This window comes from Algibacter sp. L4_22, from assembly GCF_023473045.1.
GTDB lineage: Bacteria > Bacteroidota > Bacteroidia > Flavobacteriales > Flavobacteriaceae > Algibacter.
This window is the reverse complement of record NZ_JAMCOK010000005.1, coordinates 61,867-77,086: the sequence shown is the minus strand read 5'-3', so window position 1 is coordinate 77,086 and position 15,220 is coordinate 61,867. Positions and strand designations below refer to the sequence as shown.

At 33.1% G+C, this 15,220-nt stretch carries 12 protein-coding genes; 3 read left to right on the top strand and 9 right to left on the bottom strand.

All coding sequences use genetic code 11. From position 1 onward, the window contains the following. Positions 1 to 16 precede the first annotated feature (16 nt). The 6 genes from M4I23_RS13825 to M4I23_RS13800 form a co-directional block, all read right to left on the bottom strand. Positions 17 to 619, bottom strand: a complete 603-nt coding sequence (locus M4I23_RS13825) for a DUF4956 domain-containing protein (RefSeq protein WP_249754817.1) — start codon at positions 617 to 619, stop codon at positions 17 to 19. Positions 620 to 621: 2 nt separating this feature from the next. After that, on the bottom strand, positions 622 to 1,347 hold the full coding sequence (locus tag M4I23_RS13820) for a polyphosphate polymerase domain-containing protein (RefSeq protein WP_158848355.1): 726 nt from the start codon (positions 1,345 to 1,347) through the stop codon (positions 622 to 624). A gap of 217 nt (positions 1,348 to 1,564) precedes the next feature. Beyond that, entirely contained in the window at positions 1,565 to 2,050 is a 486-nt protein-coding gene (locus M4I23_RS13815) for an EF-hand domain-containing protein (protein ID WP_249754816.1), read from the bottom strand. Positions 2,051 to 2,175: 125 nt separating this feature from the next. Next, positions 2,176 to 2,721, bottom strand: coding sequence for a Spy/CpxP family protein refolding chaperone (locus tag M4I23_RS13810; RefSeq protein ID WP_249754815.1), 546 nt, complete (start codon positions 2,719 to 2,721; stop codon positions 2,176 to 2,178). A 7-nt stretch (positions 2,722 to 2,728) separates the two neighbouring features. Then, the gene (locus M4I23_RS13805) at positions 2,729 to 3,109 is read right to left on the bottom strand and encodes a hypothetical protein (protein ID WP_158848349.1); all 381 of its coding nucleotides are present in this window, start codon (positions 3,107 to 3,109) and stop codon (positions 2,729 to 2,731) included. 7 nt (positions 3,110 to 3,116) lie between these two features. Further along, positions 3,117 to 3,698, bottom strand: a complete 582-nt coding sequence (locus M4I23_RS13800; protein ID WP_158848347.1) for an RNA polymerase sigma factor — start codon at positions 3,696 to 3,698, stop codon at positions 3,117 to 3,119. 145 nt (positions 3,699 to 3,843) lie between these two features. On the opposite strand from M4I23_RS13800, the gene M4I23_RS13795 reads away from it, so the two are divergent. From M4I23_RS13795 to purL, 3 genes are all read left to right on the top strand, one after another. After that, positions 3,844 to 5,061 (top strand): RsmB/NOP family class I SAM-dependent RNA methyltransferase, encoded by a 1,218-nt coding sequence (locus M4I23_RS13795; RefSeq protein ID WP_158848345.1) that lies wholly within the window; start codon positions 3,844 to 3,846, stop codon positions 5,059 to 5,061. Positions 5,062 to 5,287: 226 nt separating this feature from the next. After that, complete coding sequence (locus M4I23_RS13790; protein ID WP_249754814.1) at positions 5,288 to 7,147, top strand: endonuclease; 1,860 nt, start codon at positions 5,288 to 5,290, stop codon at positions 7,145 to 7,147. Positions 7,148 to 7,304: 157 nt separating this feature from the next. Beyond that, entirely contained in the window at positions 7,305 to 10,976 is a 3,672-nt protein-coding gene (purL, locus tag M4I23_RS13785) for a phosphoribosylformylglycinamidine synthase (RefSeq protein WP_249754813.1), read from the top strand. A gap of 73 nt (positions 10,977 to 11,049) precedes the next feature. On the opposite strand, the gene M4I23_RS13780 is transcribed toward purL, so the two are convergent. The 3 genes from M4I23_RS13780 to pflB form a co-directional block, all read right to left on the bottom strand. Continuing rightward, complete coding sequence (locus tag M4I23_RS13780; protein WP_249754812.1) at positions 11,050 to 11,844, bottom strand: formate/nitrite transporter family protein; 795 nt, start codon at positions 11,842 to 11,844, stop codon at positions 11,050 to 11,052. Positions 11,845 to 11,878: 34 nt separating this feature from the next. Then, positions 11,879 to 12,601, bottom strand: coding sequence for a pyruvate formate-lyase-activating protein (pflA, locus tag M4I23_RS13775; protein WP_249754811.1), 723 nt, complete (start codon positions 12,599 to 12,601; stop codon positions 11,879 to 11,881). Positions 12,602 to 12,708: 107 nt separating this feature from the next. Further along, on the bottom strand, positions 12,709 to 14,934 hold the full coding sequence (gene pflB / locus M4I23_RS13770; RefSeq protein ID WP_249754810.1) for a formate C-acetyltransferase: 2,226 nt from the start codon (positions 14,932 to 14,934) through the stop codon (positions 12,709 to 12,711). Between the last annotated feature and the right edge of the window lie 286 nt (positions 14,935 to 15,220).

The following is a 15,220-nucleotide window of genomic DNA, read 5'->3' as shown; positions in this document are numbered from 1 at the left end:
AATTTGACTCTTCATATTATCTCTTGTTATAATAATAAATAGTTAACACTGCCGTGTCTCTTAAAAAATCTACATTTCCAACAGATATTTCATTTATTACCAACCCTGTCCTTTTTTCTAAATCAGCTTTAAGCAAAGCATGATTTTCGGGTTTAATATTTTCAATATTTTCATAAACCACCTCTTTAGTAACCTCGTGCTTTAGATGCCAAAATTTTTCTATAATAGCTATTGAAATAACAACTACGGTATTCGCTAAAAGAATTTCGGCATAACTCATTTTTTTATTCGCCAACGAGTTCATTACGGATATCCCAATAACCACAAACAAATAGGTCATTTCTTTTATAGCAATAGCATCGGTTCTATACCGAATTATACCAAATATGGCAAAAAGCCCAAGCGCCATACCAATATCTAATTCATATTTTTTAAGCGTAAAACACAAAAAGAATACAATAAAACTTATCATATAAAACGTAAACAGATAATCTTTCCGTCGAGATGATGTGTAATATAGATATCGAATAATTAAGGTAAGAAACCCTAAATTTATTAGAAACCGGAATCCCATTTTAAAAAAATCATCATCGAAAATTGGTATCTCTAAAAACTCCATAATTATGCTGTTATATTATTTATTTTAATTAATTTTTTCTTGAATACATTATACTTTATATCGTTGTAAAGACTAACCATGCCGATACAATATTTACTAATACTATAAGGATGCTGGCGTAATACTTTTAAAGCTTTTACTATGGCAGAATTTCGATTAAAACGTTCTTGTTTCACTTCTACAACAACGAGATTCTCAAATTTTTTCTCGATGTCATTCATTTTATAAGAAAGATTTAAATCTATAGTAACACGCTCTTTATTTTTTAAACTCACCAAGGTTATTCTATTAAACCCATTCCATAAACTGGGTTCCAAATTATAAACCTCGTTAGTGGTTTCTGAAATAAACGCGGTAGAAGATTTTGATAAATCAACTTCAAAATCACTTACGGGAATCCTAGATTTATTTGTTTCGCCCTTTCCGTTTTTTTGCTTTATTTCCAAAAAACAAAGATTAGATTCTACATATTTACGCTGCCGAATTTTAGTTCGATTATTCTTGCCATTATGGTGATCATTATAAAATTTGTTATCATCCGTATCAAAATACAACGAAGAATAACTCATTATTCTATCCTTTTTAATTTCCAATACTTTATACTGGTCATCTATTTTACTTAAAACAGCTAGCAATTGCTCCTTATTAATTACAAACTTAGTATCGGTTCGTTTCATTAAGGCAACACTGTTCATTTCTTCTAACGAAATAGAAGAAAACCTACTCATTAATTTTTGAATGTTTTGCGGCATATTATCAACTTATTTAATATTAATAGAATGTTATTAAATTGTTATATAAAGTTTAGATGCCCATCTGTTTTAAAACTTGCGCTTGTATTATGTTAAAAAAATCTTAACATAAAAAAAGACTCAAAATTTATAAATTTTGAGTCTTTAAAATAAACTATTGAGAGTTATAGTCTACACTAAAAATATTAAGGAATTATCTTCTTTGTGGACGCTCTGGCTTTGGAGCATTTTTTAATTCTGCCTCAGATAAAAAACCATCTTTATTAGTATCAACTTTAGAGAAATCGTTTTTCAAAGGCCCCTTAACTTCACTTTTAGAAAGTTTACCATCCTTATCAGTATCCATTTGCTCTAACAACTCCGTATAAGTTGGCATACCTTTTCCTTGACCTTTACTCTTCTTTTCCGATTTTGCTTCTTTTGCCTTCGGTTTCATTTCAGCTTCAGTAATAAAACCATCTTTATCGGCATCAATTGTAGCAAACTGCTCTTTTAACGGTCCGTCTACTTCATTTTCCGATAGTTTACCATCTTCATTGGCATCTAGCTTTTTCAACAACTCACTAAATGATGGCGGTTTTTGATTTCCCTTTTCTTCCGACTGTGCAAATGTTTGAGTAGAACCTAATAGTGCCAATCCAAAAACTAAGGCACCTGTTTTAATTGTTTTATTTTTCATCTTAAAAAATTATTTAAATGTTTATGTAAGTTTAGATGGTATCTCAAGCATAAACTTGCGCATGCTTTTGTTAATATAATCACAAAAGAAAAGACACTAAAAATTAGTGTCTTTTCTTTTAAATTTTAATGCATTGGCGGCGGCGGACCTTGACGATCACCTCCCATTCCTCCTGGTGGCGGAGGTCCATTTCTTTCTCCGCTTTCTTCATTAGGTAATCTCTCTCTATTGTTCGAACCTTTTTTAAGCGCATCATTCATTATACTCTTAAACTTTTCTTTTTGTTCAGCATTGCATAATTCTTGAATATCTCTAAAATGATAAAATGCCATTTTATCGAACTCCATTTCTTTTAAAGCAATTGTTCGAGCCAAAGAATCTACAACTTCAGGATCTAGTTCTTTATCTGATAATTTACTAAACAAAGCATCCTTCATTTTTTTGATACCACTATTGTTTCTCATCATATTTTGACGATGCTCTCTATTTAAAACTTGCACAGCCTCTAGTTGCTCTTCGTTAAAGTTTAACTCATCTATAATAAAACTCATAGGGTCTTCGCGCTCCATCTTTTGTTTCCCTATAGGCTTCCCTAAATAATTAAAGAGAAAAAAAGCATTAACAGCTACTAAAAAGATAAGCAGAATGTATAAAACTATATTTTTTTTCATTTGATTTTTAATTTAAAAATGATGTTGTTGAACTAGACGACAAACCATAAGTTTCTGCAAACTCATTAAGATTCTCGTCATAACTAGACGCTCCCGAACTATCTAATTGCGTAAATGCAATTACGTTTAAAACAACAACACATACCAATGTTGCCAATTGTAATTTTGGAGTAAACCAACTTGATTGCTCCACTACTTTTTCTTTTTCAGAAAATAAACGTTGCATGGTTTTATCCTTAAAAAAAGGAGACACATTTACGGTTTCAATACCATCGACAGCGTTTAAAACACTATCTATTTTCTGCTGTATGTCTTTATTAATATCCATATCTTTTGTGTTATAAATGTTTAGATGCAATATTTTATTAAAACTTGCGTTAGTAGCCATTTTTTTTTCACTTCATTTCGTTTTTATAAAAATCACCTAAAACATCTTGCAAGTTTTTTTTAGCTCTAAACATTAACGATTCTACCGACGACAAACTTTTTTCTGTAATATCACAAACCTCCTGATTACTAAGTCCATCTATTTTACTTAAAGTAAAAACAACACGCTGAGCATCGGGTAACTGGTTTATAGCCTTAAACAGCGTTTCACTTTTTTCTTTATTTTCTAACAAAACACCTGGATGATTCATTTCGGTAAAATACTTGGTTTTATCCATAGGAATTTCATTCCCCATAATAGATTGTAGAAAGGCAAACCGTTTTTTAGTATTTTTCTTCCTAATAAACTCTAAACATTTATTGGTGGTAATCCGGTAAATCCAAGTTGATAATTTTGAATTCCCTTTAAACTTATTAATCGAATTAAAAACCTCCACAAAAACATCCTGCGCAATATCTTCTGCATCTTCTTTATTGGGTACAAACGAGATACAGGTTGCAAAAACTTTTTGCTGAAAGCTATCTATTAACTTTCCATACGCAAATTGCTTACCTGCTCTTAAATCGTTTATAAAATCTTGTTCTTCCAAATACCTTAATTAATCGCTGCAAATTAAGAAAAATTATTAATGAATAAAGCGTAACTTTGCAAACTCTAATAATTAATGCAGTTTGGATGAAAGATGGATAACTTTTGTTTGAAAACTTCCAACTGAAAACTGAGAACTAGAAAAAATGCGATTACACAGAAATTTATGCTTTGCGGTTATTGATGGTTTAACCCTAATTTTTAACGAAGGCAAATACGCCGATAAGGTGATACAACAACTTTTAAAACGTGATAAACGTTGGGGAGCAAGAGACCGTGGTTTTGTTGCTGAAACTACTTATGAAATGGTGCGATGGAAACGTCTATACGCTGAAATTGCTGAAGTAAAAGAACCTTTTGATCGTGACAATCTGTGGCGTATGTTTGCGGTTTGGGCAACTTTAAAGGGGGTAAAATTACCAGATTGGAAATATTTTGAAGGCACACCATTACGTCGTATTAAAGGTCGATATGATGAGCTTTCTAACAATAGAAAATTTAAAGAATCTATCCCAGATTGGATGGATGAAATTGGTGTAAAAGAATTAGGCAAAGAACTTTGGAGCAAAGAAATTGAAGCTCTAAACGTGCAAGCCGATGTTATTTTACGTGTTAATACATTGAAAACAACTAAAGAAGAACTACAAACTGCTTTATTCGATTTAGATATTGAAACCGATTTTTTACCAGATCACCCAAGTGCTCTAAAATTAAAAGAGCGTGCTAATGTATTTTCTACTGAAATGTTTAAAAACGGACATTTTGAAGTACAAGATGCCTCTTCACAATTGGTTGCCGAGTTTTTAAATGTAGAACCAGGTATGCGTGTTGTAGATGCTTGTGCTGGTGCTGGAGGAAAAACGTTGCACCTAGCTTCTTTAATGGAAAATAAAGGACAAATTATTGCCATGGATATTTATGGTAATAAATTGAACGAATTAAAAAGACGCGCTAAACGTAACGGCGCTCATAATATTGAAAACCGTGCCATAGAATCTACTAAAGTTATTAAAAAACTTTACGATAAAGCCGATCGTGTTTTAATCGATGCGCCTTGTTCTGGCTTAGGTGTTTTAAGAAGAAACCCTGATGCTAAATGGAAACTTCAACCTGAGTTTATTGACAAAATCAAGAAAACGCAACAAGAAATTATCCAACAGTATTGTAAAATGGTTAAACCTGGCGGACAAATGGTTTACGCAACTTGTTCGGTATTACCTTCGGAAAATCAAGACCAAGTAGCAACCTTTTTAAAATCGGAAGCTGGGGAGAATTTCTCTTTAGTTAAAGATAAAAAGGTAATGGCTCATAAATCTGGATTTGATGGGTTTTACATGGCTCTTCTAGAACGTAAAGCGAACTAATACCTATTCACTTAAAAACATAAATAAAAAAGACTATCTGAAAAGATGGTCTTTTTTTGTTTATAAAATTTTCGAATACACTCTGATAATAGCACATAATCGACTTGACAATTCCTTAACACAAGAACGAGAAAAAGATTTTAACTTTGTGAAAAATCAAAACACACCCTCAATATGTGTTTTATCTTATTTTTATAATTCAAACAATAATTAATCCATTCTCTCTATGAAACACTTTTACTTATTCTTTTTATTTATTACAACTTTAAGTTTTGCGCAGTTAACACCGCCACAAAACTTACAAAGCTATTACCAAGATGTCGATTTTTCGCAAACTGGACTAGACCTTTTTAACGACCTAGCCATAGAAACAGCTACAAAACACACCCAATACCTAACTTACACACCTGGCATTTGGAACGCTAGTAAAATAACAGATCAAGATCCTGATAACCTAAATAATGTATTATTAATTTACGGCTACAGTGATACAGACGGCAACTATGTTACAGACCGAACACGTGGCAACGGCCTCACTGGAGGAACCCAAGGAATTCATTGGAACAGAGAACACACCTTTCCAAACTCTTTGGCAAGTCCAAAATTAGAAAGTACAGGTAAAGATGTTCCTCCATATGCGGATGCTCACAACCTAAGACCATCGGATGTTAAAATGAACTCCAATCGCGGAAATTTAAAATACATAACCAATATCGGATCAGACGGTAACCCAATCACAACTACAGCGGCTAATATTTCTGCAAGCTGGTATCCTGGTGATGAGTGGAAAGGTGATGCGGCAAGAATTATTATGTACATGTATTTAAGATATGGTACACAATGTAAACCATCGTTTGTTGCAATTGGAGAAACAAATACCATAGATAGCAACATGATTAATTTACTTTTAGAATGGAATGCACAAGATCCTGTTTCTATTGTTGAAGATCAAAGAAATGCTTATCACGGAGATGCTAACAATACCTACGGACAAGGAAACAGAAATCCTTTTATTGATAATCCTTATTTAGCAACTGTTATTTGGGGCGGACAAACTGCAACAAATCGCTGGGGAGAATCTCAACCAACAGACACAGAAGCTCCAACAGCACCAACAAATTTAACAGCAGCTAACGCAACAAGCACTACTGTAGATTTAAGTTGGGATGCCTCTACAGATGATACCGGTGTTACCTCTTATCAAATTTATGTTGATGGCGCATATTTTTTGTCTTCACAATCAACAACCACAATAACACTTACAGGTCTAAACCCAGAAACTACATATAGCTTTGCTGTACTTGCTACTGATTTAGCAAATAACAAATCGGATTTAAGCGATGCTGTAAATGCAACAACACTAGAAGATTCTACGCCAGCAATTGATGCATGTATCTCAGAAACTTTCGAGAACTTAGTCTCCACAGACGGATTGAATAATAACCAATACGGAAACAGAACTTGGACAGGAAATGATGGTGGCTCATGGACCGCCTCCCTAGCTAGAATAGACGAAGTTATTTCACCAGAAAGTAAAGCCATTACTTTTGATGTTAGAGGCACTAAAGAAGGTAATATTACATCTCCAATGTTCCCTGGTGGTATAGGTAACCTTACCGCAACCACCCAAAGAGCTTACAGCGGAGGCTCTGGAAATTTAGACGTTATGGTAAATGGTAACGTTGTTGGCTCACTACCTTATGGAGATTCAGCACAAACAACAACCATTTCTAATATCAATATTACTGGCAATGTAACTATTGTAATTACAGAAAACACAAGTGGTGGAGATCGTGTAATTCTAGATGATTTATCTTGGACTTGTTACACTTCATTAAGTACAGATGATAAATTTTTAGAAGACCTAAAAATATACCCAAACCCAGTAAAAGGAAGCAATATTAATATTGACACCAACGAACCTCTAGAATTTGGTATCTATGATATTCTTGGAAAGCAAACTAATAAAGGTGTTATTTCTTCTTCTGCGCAAAGCATAGATTTAGCAAACTTAAAGCATGGTATTTATATTTTAAAACTTTCTTCGGAAGCAAGAAGCATCACTAAAAAAATAGTAAAACAATAAGCAAACTACTACTCTTAACTAAAGCGGCTTTTTCAAGCCGCTTTTTTTTGTTCAAAACCTCGTGAATAACTCTCTATTTTCCATCGTATTTTTTTAATAGAAAATCGGCTAAAAAAAAGTAAATTTGCACTTTCTTTAAACTAACAACATCTATATAATGATTCATTTCTTTGGAAACGTAACGAGCAATGTCTTTGCTGTTCAAACAACAAAAGAATTATCTACCGAAACCATCTCTAAATTAACATGGCTTTTTGGCAACCAAACACAAATAGAACAAGCATCGATAGATGCTTTTTTTGTTGGCCCACGTGCTGCCATGATTACACCTTGGAGTACAAATGCTGTTGAAATCACTCAGAATATGGGGATTTCAGACATTATCAGAATTGAAGAGTTTTCAGCTTCAACGGAAGAGTTCAAAGATTTCGACCCAATGATTTCAGAAAAATTCTCTAGCTTAAATCAAGATATGTTCACTATCGATATTAAGCCAGAATCTATTTTAAACATCGAAGATATTGCTGCTTACAATGAGCAAGAAGGCTTATCTTTAAGTACTGAAGAGGTTGATTATTTAGAAGGTGTTGCGAAAAAAATTAAACGTCCTTTAACAGATTCTGAAGTTTTCGGCTTTTCTCAAGTAAACTCAGAGCACTGTCGTCACAAAATTTTCAACGGAACCTTTGTCATTGATGGCGAAGAAAAACCAACATCACTTTTCAAATTAATTAGAAAAACATCCGAAACACATCCAAACGATATTGTTTCGGCTTATAAAGATAACGTTGCTTTTGTAAAAGGACCAGTTGTAGAGCAATTTGCTCCTAAAACAGCTGACAAACCAGATTTTTACGAAACAAAAAATTACGAGTCCGTTATTTCTCTTAAAGCGGAAACACATAACTTTCCAACAACCGTAGAACCTTTTAACGGTGCTGCAACAGGTGCTGGTGGAGAAATTAGAGACCGTCTTGCTGGCGGAAAAGGATCTTTACCTTTAGCAGGAACAGCGGTTTACATGACATCTTATTCTCGATTAGAAGAAAATCGCCATTGGGAACAAAAGTTTAAAGCTAGAAAATGGCTTTATCAAACACCAATGGATATTTTAATAAAAGCCTCAAATGGTGCTTCAGATTTTGGAAATAAATTTGGACAACCTTTAATTACAGGTTCTGTTTTAACTTTTGAACATGCCGAAAACGCATCATCTAGCGATTCTGAACCAAGAAAATTAGGTTTCGATAAAGTTATTATGCAAGCTGGTGGTATTGGTTACGGTAAAGCAGATCAAGCTTTAAAAGATACACCAAAAGAAGGCGACAAAATTGTTATTCTTGGTGGTGAAAATTATAGAATTGGAATGGGAGGCGCTGCGGTGTCTTCTGCAGATACAGGTGCACTTTCATCTGGTATTGAGTTAAACGCAGTACAACGTTCTAATCCAGAAATGCAAAAACGTGCTGCCAATGCTGTTCGTGGTATGGTAGAAAGCGATGAAAACTTCATTGTTTCTATTCACGATCACGGCGCCGGTGGACACTTAAACTGTTTATCAGAATTAGTTGAAGATACTGGAGGACATATCGATTTAGATAAATTACCTGTTGGAGATCCGACTTTATCAGCAAAAGAAATTATTGGTAACGAATCGCAAGAACGTATGGGCTTAGTGATTTCTGAAGATCATACTGAAATACTTCAAAAAATTGCAGACCGAGAACGTTCGCCAATGTACACTGTTGGAGAGGTTACTGGTAACGATCGTTTTACTTTCGAATCCAAGACCAAAGGCGACAAACCAATGGATTTAGCTCTAGAAGATATGTTTGGTAGCTCTCCAAAAACTGTTTTAACAGATAAAACTGTTGTTAGAAATTATAAAAACCCACGTTATAAAACCAAAAACTTAAAAATCTATTTAGAGCAAGTTTTACAACTTGAAGCTGTAGGTTGTAAAGATTGGTTAACAAACAAAGTAGACCGTTGTGTTGGTGGTAAAGTTGCCAAACAACAATGTGTTGGACCTTTGCAAATTCCTTTAAACAATGTTGGTGTTATGGCGCTAGATTTTAAAGGGAAAGAAGGTGTTGCAACCTCTATAGGCCACTCGCCTATTTCTGGTTTAATTAACCCTGTTGCAGGAAGTAGAAACTCAATAACAGAAGCACTTACAAACTTAGTTTGGGCACCTTTAAAAGATGGCTTAAATGCGGTTTCGCTTTCAGCAAACTGGATGTGGCCATGTAAAAATGAAGGTGAAGATGCGCGCTTATACGAAGCTGTAAAAGCAATTTCAGAATTTTCTATAGATTTAGGAATCAATGTGCCAACCGGAAAAGATTCACTTTCTATGAAACAAAAATATCCTGATGGTGATGTTATCTCTCCTGGAACGGTTATTATTTCTGCTGGTGCTAACTGTAATGATATTACTAAAGTTGTTGAACCTGTTTTAAAACAAAACGGTGGTAACATTTACTATATCAATATTTCTCAAGACGATTTTAAATTAGGAGGAAGTTCTTTCAACCAAGTCTTAAATGCTATTGGAAACGAAACACCTAATGTAAAAGATGCGACTTATGTAAAAGCAGTTTTTAATACCATTCAAAATTTAATAACAGAAGATAAAATTGTTGCTGGTCACGATGTGGCTTCGGGTGGTTTAATTACTACTTTATTAGAACTTTGCTTTGCTGATATTAATTTAGGTGCCGATTTAGATCTTTCTAAATTAGGTGAAGAAGATGCTATAAAAGTACTTTTTGCTGAAAACTCAGGAATTGTTTTTCAAGCAGATGCTTCTGTTGAAACTATCTTATCAGAAAATAAAATAAAGGCTATTAATATTGGTTCTGTAAACAATACAGGACAATTAAACATCAAAAACAACGACGAGAGTTTCTCTTTCGATGTTGCAGAAACTAGAGATGTTTGGTATAAAACGTCTTATTTATTAGACAAAAAACAAACGGCAAATAATTTAGCTGAAGCACGTTTCAATAATTATAAAAATCAACCTCTTCAATATACATTCCCGAAAAATTTCACAGGAAAACTAGAAGCTTTTACAGGCAAACGCCCAAAGGCGGCTATTCTTCGTGAAAAAGGATCAAATTCAGAACGCGAAATGGCTAACGCTATGTATTTAGCTGGTTTCGATGTGAAGGATGTACACATGACAGATTTAATCTCTGGTCGTGAAACCTTAGAAGATATTCAGTTTTTAGGAGCCGTTGGTGGATTTAGTAATTCAGATGTACTTGGTTCTGCAAAAGGATGGGCAGGCGCAATTAAATACAACGAGAAAGCAAATAAAGTAATTCAAGATTTCTTTAAAAGAGAAGATACTTTATCGGTTGGTATCTGTAATGGTTGTCAATTATTTATGGAATTAGAAGAAATTAATCCGGAGCATGAAGTACACGGAAAAATGATTCATAATGATTCTCATAAACACGAAAGTTCTTTCACGTCTGTAAAAATTCAAGATAATAACTCTGTAATGCTTTCAACTTTAGCAGGAACGGAATTAGGTGTTTGGATTTCTCATGGTGAAGGTAAATTTAACTTACCGCTTTCCGAAGAAAACTATAATATCGTTGCTAAATACGGTTACGAAGGGTATCCAAATAATCCAAACGGATCGGATTATAACACAGCAATGCTTTCTGATAAAACAGGGCGTCACTTAGTAACTATGCCACATATTGAGCGTTCTACGTTTCAATGGAACTGGGCAAATTACCCAGAAGGAAGAACGGACGAAGTTTCTCCATGGCTAGAAGCTTTTGTGAATGCTAGATTGTGGTTAACTGCTTAAGATAATTTTATAATATAAAAAAAAGCACTTTCAATATTTGAAAGTGCTTTTTTTATACTTTAATTTTAAAAAGTTATATTTTTATTCCGGTATCTAATTTCCCAAATAAATAACCATAAGGCAAACCAACAAAAAGAACACCACCAACAATATTTCCTAAGGTGGCAGGTATAAGGTTATTTATTAGAAAACTTGTCCAAGTAATATTGGCACCTTCAAAAATAGCTAAAGGAATAAAATACATATTTGCAATACTATGCTCAAACCCCATTGTAACAAAAGCCATTACAGGTAGCCAAATAGAAAGTATTTTACCCGTTGTATTCTTAGCCGCCATTCCTTGCCAAACCGCCAAGCAAACTAACCAATTCGCTCCTATTCCTTTTAGAAATGTGACTAAAAACGTATGGCTTGTTTTACCCACAGCAACATTATGTACAGAATCTATAAAAGGGGAACCACTTACAATATGAGTTAAATGTGTAATTACATAAGCAACAAAAATTGCGCCTAAAAAATTACCAAAATATACTAATCCCCAATTTTTAAGTACAGCACCAATATTCTGTTTCCTGCTCAAAACGTTAGGCACAAAATAAGCATTATTACCAGTAAAAAGTTCAGCACCAACTGTAACAACTAGTATAAGCCCGATTGGAAATGTTGCTCCAAAAAGAAATTTTACTATTCCAGGATTACTAGCAGCTAAACCAGGAGATCCTCCGCCTACAATAATGGCTAACAAACCTCCAAAAGCAATATATGCTCCTGCTAAAAAAGCTAGAATTAATGTTTTATTTATTTTATAATTGCCTTTATTTAAAGCTAATTTATTTACTATTTGTACGACCTCTTTTGGAGTATTCATATAATCGATTTATGTTGATATGAACCAACATGTATTAATTTATTTTTACCTCATTAAAATATTGATTTAAAATCTCTGAAGCGGATAAAATTTCTTCCTTGGTATTTTCACGTACATCCTTAAGTTGATAATCCCAACCTAAAGCTTCCCATTTATGAATACCTAGTTTATGATATGGTTGAATTTCAATTTTCTCAATAGTTTTATAATCATTAAAATGCTTACCCAAAGCATGTAAAAGTTCCGGTTTATCGGTAATACCAGGAATTAAAACATAACGTAACCACATTTTTTTTCCAGAAGCCTCTCTATGTTTCGCAAACTTGAATGAGATTTCTTTATTTGGTTTCCCTGTTATATACTGGTAACCTTCCTCTGTCATACTCTTAATATCCAGCATAATCAAATCTGCGTGTTCATCCAATAATTCTTCAGAAAAATGATTTAATATTCTACCATTTGTATCGATATTGGTATGGATGCCTTCTTCTTTTAACCTTTTAAAAAATGGAATTAATTCTTTAGCTTGCAACAAAGGTTCTCCCCCAGATACGGTAACACCACCTTTTTTACCAAAATAAGGTTTCATTTTAAGTGCCATTTGCACCAAATCTTCAATATGATATTCTGTTCCTCCAGAAGTTTCAATAGAGTCTGGATTATGGCAATACAAACATTTTAATTTACATCCTTGCAAGAATACTATCATCCGAATTCCGGGACCATCATGAGTACCAAAAGACTCGATAGAATGCACTCTTAATATGTTTTCAGCAGTTTTGATAAGGTTATGTTTTAAATTAAGCCTCTAAAAAAGAAGTTTTTCTACTTCTTTTTTAGAGGCTTTTAAAATATTAATAAAAATTACATAGATTCGTGGAAAGAACGTGCAATTACCTCTAATTGCTGTTCTCTAGTCAATCTAACAAAATTAACAGCGTAACCAGATACACGAATTGTTAATTGTGGATATTCTTCTGGATGTTCCATGGCATCAAGCAAAGTTTCTTTATCTAATACATTCACATTTAAATGTTGTGCATTTTTAGAGAAATAACCATCTAAAATGGTTCCTAAATTTTCTATTTGTTCTTCTTTAGTAGCTCCTAAAGATTTAGGTACAATTGAAAATGTATTAGAAATACCATCTTGAGAATCTTTATAATCAATTTTTGCTACAGAATTTAAAGAGGCAATTGCTCCATTTGAATCTCTACCGTGCATTGGGTTTGCACCTGGTGCAAAAGCGACTCCGTTTGCTCTACCATCTGGAGTTGCACCTGTTTTCTTACCATAAGAAACATTAGACGTAATCGTTAATACAGACATTGTAGGTTCTGCATTTTTGTAAACTGCTAATTTCTTCAATTCATTATTAAAATCAGCTACTGCATTTGCAGCTAAAACATCTACTCGATCATCATCATTTCCGTATTTAGGAAATTCGCCTTCAATTTTAAAATCTACGGTTAAACCATCTTCATTTCTAATAGGTTTTACTTTTGCATATTTAATTGCTGAAAGAGAATCTGCAACAATAGATAAGCCAGCAATACCATAAGCAATATTAATGCCTGGGTTTGTATCAATTAAAGCCATTTGTGCTTTTTCATAATAGTATTTATCATGCATGTAATGAATAATATTCATAGAATCATTATATACACGAGCAACTTCTTTCATGGCTATTTTATAATTAGCCATCACTTTATCAAAGTCTAAATATTCACATTCACAAGCTTCAATTCCAGCAACCATTTGGGTACCTGTGTTTTCACAACGGCCACCATTAATAGCTAATAATAAAGTTTTAGCTAAATTAGTTCTTGCTCCAAAAAATTGAATTGATTTACCCAATTCTTGATAAGACACGCAACATGCTATTCCATAATCATCAGATCCACGATTAACTCTCATTAACTCATCATTTTCAAACTGAATTGATGAGGTATCAATAGAAACTTTTGCACAGTAATCTTTGAAGTTTTGTGGTAAAGCTTCAGACCAAAGAATTGTAATATTTGGTTCTGGTGATGCTCCTAAATTATATAGTGTGTTTAAAAAACGGAACGATGTTTTAGTTACTTTAGTTCTTCCATCATCAAACATACCACCTATAGCTTCAGTTACCCAGGTAGGATCTCCAGCAAATATTTCATCATAAGCGCTCATTCTTAAATGGCGTACCATTCGTAATTTCATTACAAATTGGTCTATATATTCTTGAGCTTCTTCTTCTGTAATAAGTCCTTCTTGTAAATCGTTTTCAATATAAATATCTAAGAATGTAGATACATTACCTAAAGACATAGCTGCACCATCTTGTTCTTTTACAGCTGCTAAATAGCCCATATATGTCCATTGAACAGCTTCTTGAGAATTTTCTGCCGGACGACCTAAATCTAAATTATATTTAGCACCCAATTCAATCATTTCTTTCAATGATTTAATTTGTTCCGATACTTCTTCACGTAAACGAATAACAGCCTCCGTCATTGGGCCAGTTATATTTTCTAAATCTTCTTTCTTTGTTTCAATTAAAGAATTAATACCATATAGAGCAACACGACGATAATCTCCTATTATTCTACCTCTAGCATAATTATCTGGCAAGCCTGTTAAGAATCCTAAAGAACGGAATTTTTTAATTTCAGATGTATAAGCATCAAAAACACCATCATTATGCGATTTAACATATTTTGAAAATAATTCGGTAATAGCTTCATTTGGTTTTACACCTTGTTCTGATAATGCTTTTTGAACTACTTTAAAACCTCCAAAAGGTTTCATTGTTCTTTTTAGAAGTTCATCGGTTTGCAATCCAACAATTACTTCATTTTCTTTATCAATATAACCAGCATCAAAAGCACTAACGGTTGAAATGATTTCAGTATCGACTGAACGCACACCATTATTTCGTCTTTCTTCTTTAGTTGCTTGTTTACAAACTTCCCATAATTTTTGAGTTTTTACACTTGGCCCAACTAAAAACTCATCTGTTCCATGATACGGTGTAACATTATTAATAACAAAATCTCTAACGTTGACTTTTTCTGTCCAAACTCCGTTTCTAAATTGTTTTACTTCCATTGCTTAGTATATTAATGTATTGAAAAATCTATCTGTTTTTTTGCAAATCTAGTTTCTAACACTAATAATAAAACTGACATTTGTCATCTAATTGACTATATATCAAAAAGAAAGTTATTGTTTTAAACGATAACTTCATAAGTTACTCGATTTATAAAGTTATAATTCAATCTTTTAACTTTTTTTATAAAAACCTTATCAAAATTTAGTCTTTTCTGTAAAAAAAATTAAAATCGAATTATTTTGTTTTCTTTAACAAAAAAAACACTTTATCGAATTAAATAAT

Bases quoted from the DNA above. Each gene is read 5' to 3' on its own strand.
- M4I23_RS13825 (WP_249754817.1), bottom strand. From the start codon at position 619: ATGGAGTTTTTAGAGATACCAATTTTCGATGATGATTTTTTTAAAATG.
- M4I23_RS13820 (WP_158848355.1), bottom strand. From the start codon at position 1,347: ATGAGTAGGTTTTCTTCTATTTCGTTAGAAGAAATGAACAGTGTTGCC.
- M4I23_RS13815 (WP_249754816.1), bottom strand. From the start codon at position 2,050: ATGAAAAATAAAACAATTAAAACAGGTGCCTTAGTTTTTGGATTGGCA.
- M4I23_RS13810 (WP_249754815.1), bottom strand. From the start codon at position 2,721: ATGAAAAAAAATATAGTTTTATACATTCTGCTTATCTTTTTAGTAGCT.
- M4I23_RS13805 (WP_158848349.1), bottom strand. From the start codon at position 3,109: ATGGCTACTAACGCAAGTTTTAATAAAATATTGCATCTAAACATTTAT.
- M4I23_RS13795 (WP_158848345.1), top strand. From the start codon at position 3,844: ATGCGATTACACAGAAATTTATGCTTTGCGGTTATTGATGGTTTAACC.
- M4I23_RS13790 (WP_249754814.1), top strand. From the start codon at position 5,288: ATGAAACACTTTTACTTATTCTTTTTATTTATTACAACTTTAAGTTTT.
- purL (WP_249754813.1), top strand. From the start codon at position 7,305: ATGATTCATTTCTTTGGAAACGTAACGAGCAATGTCTTTGCTGTTCAA.
- M4I23_RS13780 (WP_249754812.1), bottom strand. From the start codon at position 11,844: ATGAATACTCCAAAAGAGGTCGTACAAATAGTAAATAAATTAGCTTTA.
- pflB (WP_249754810.1), bottom strand. From the start codon at position 14,934: ATGGAAGTAAAACAATTTAGAAACGGAGTTTGGACAGAAAAAGTCAAC.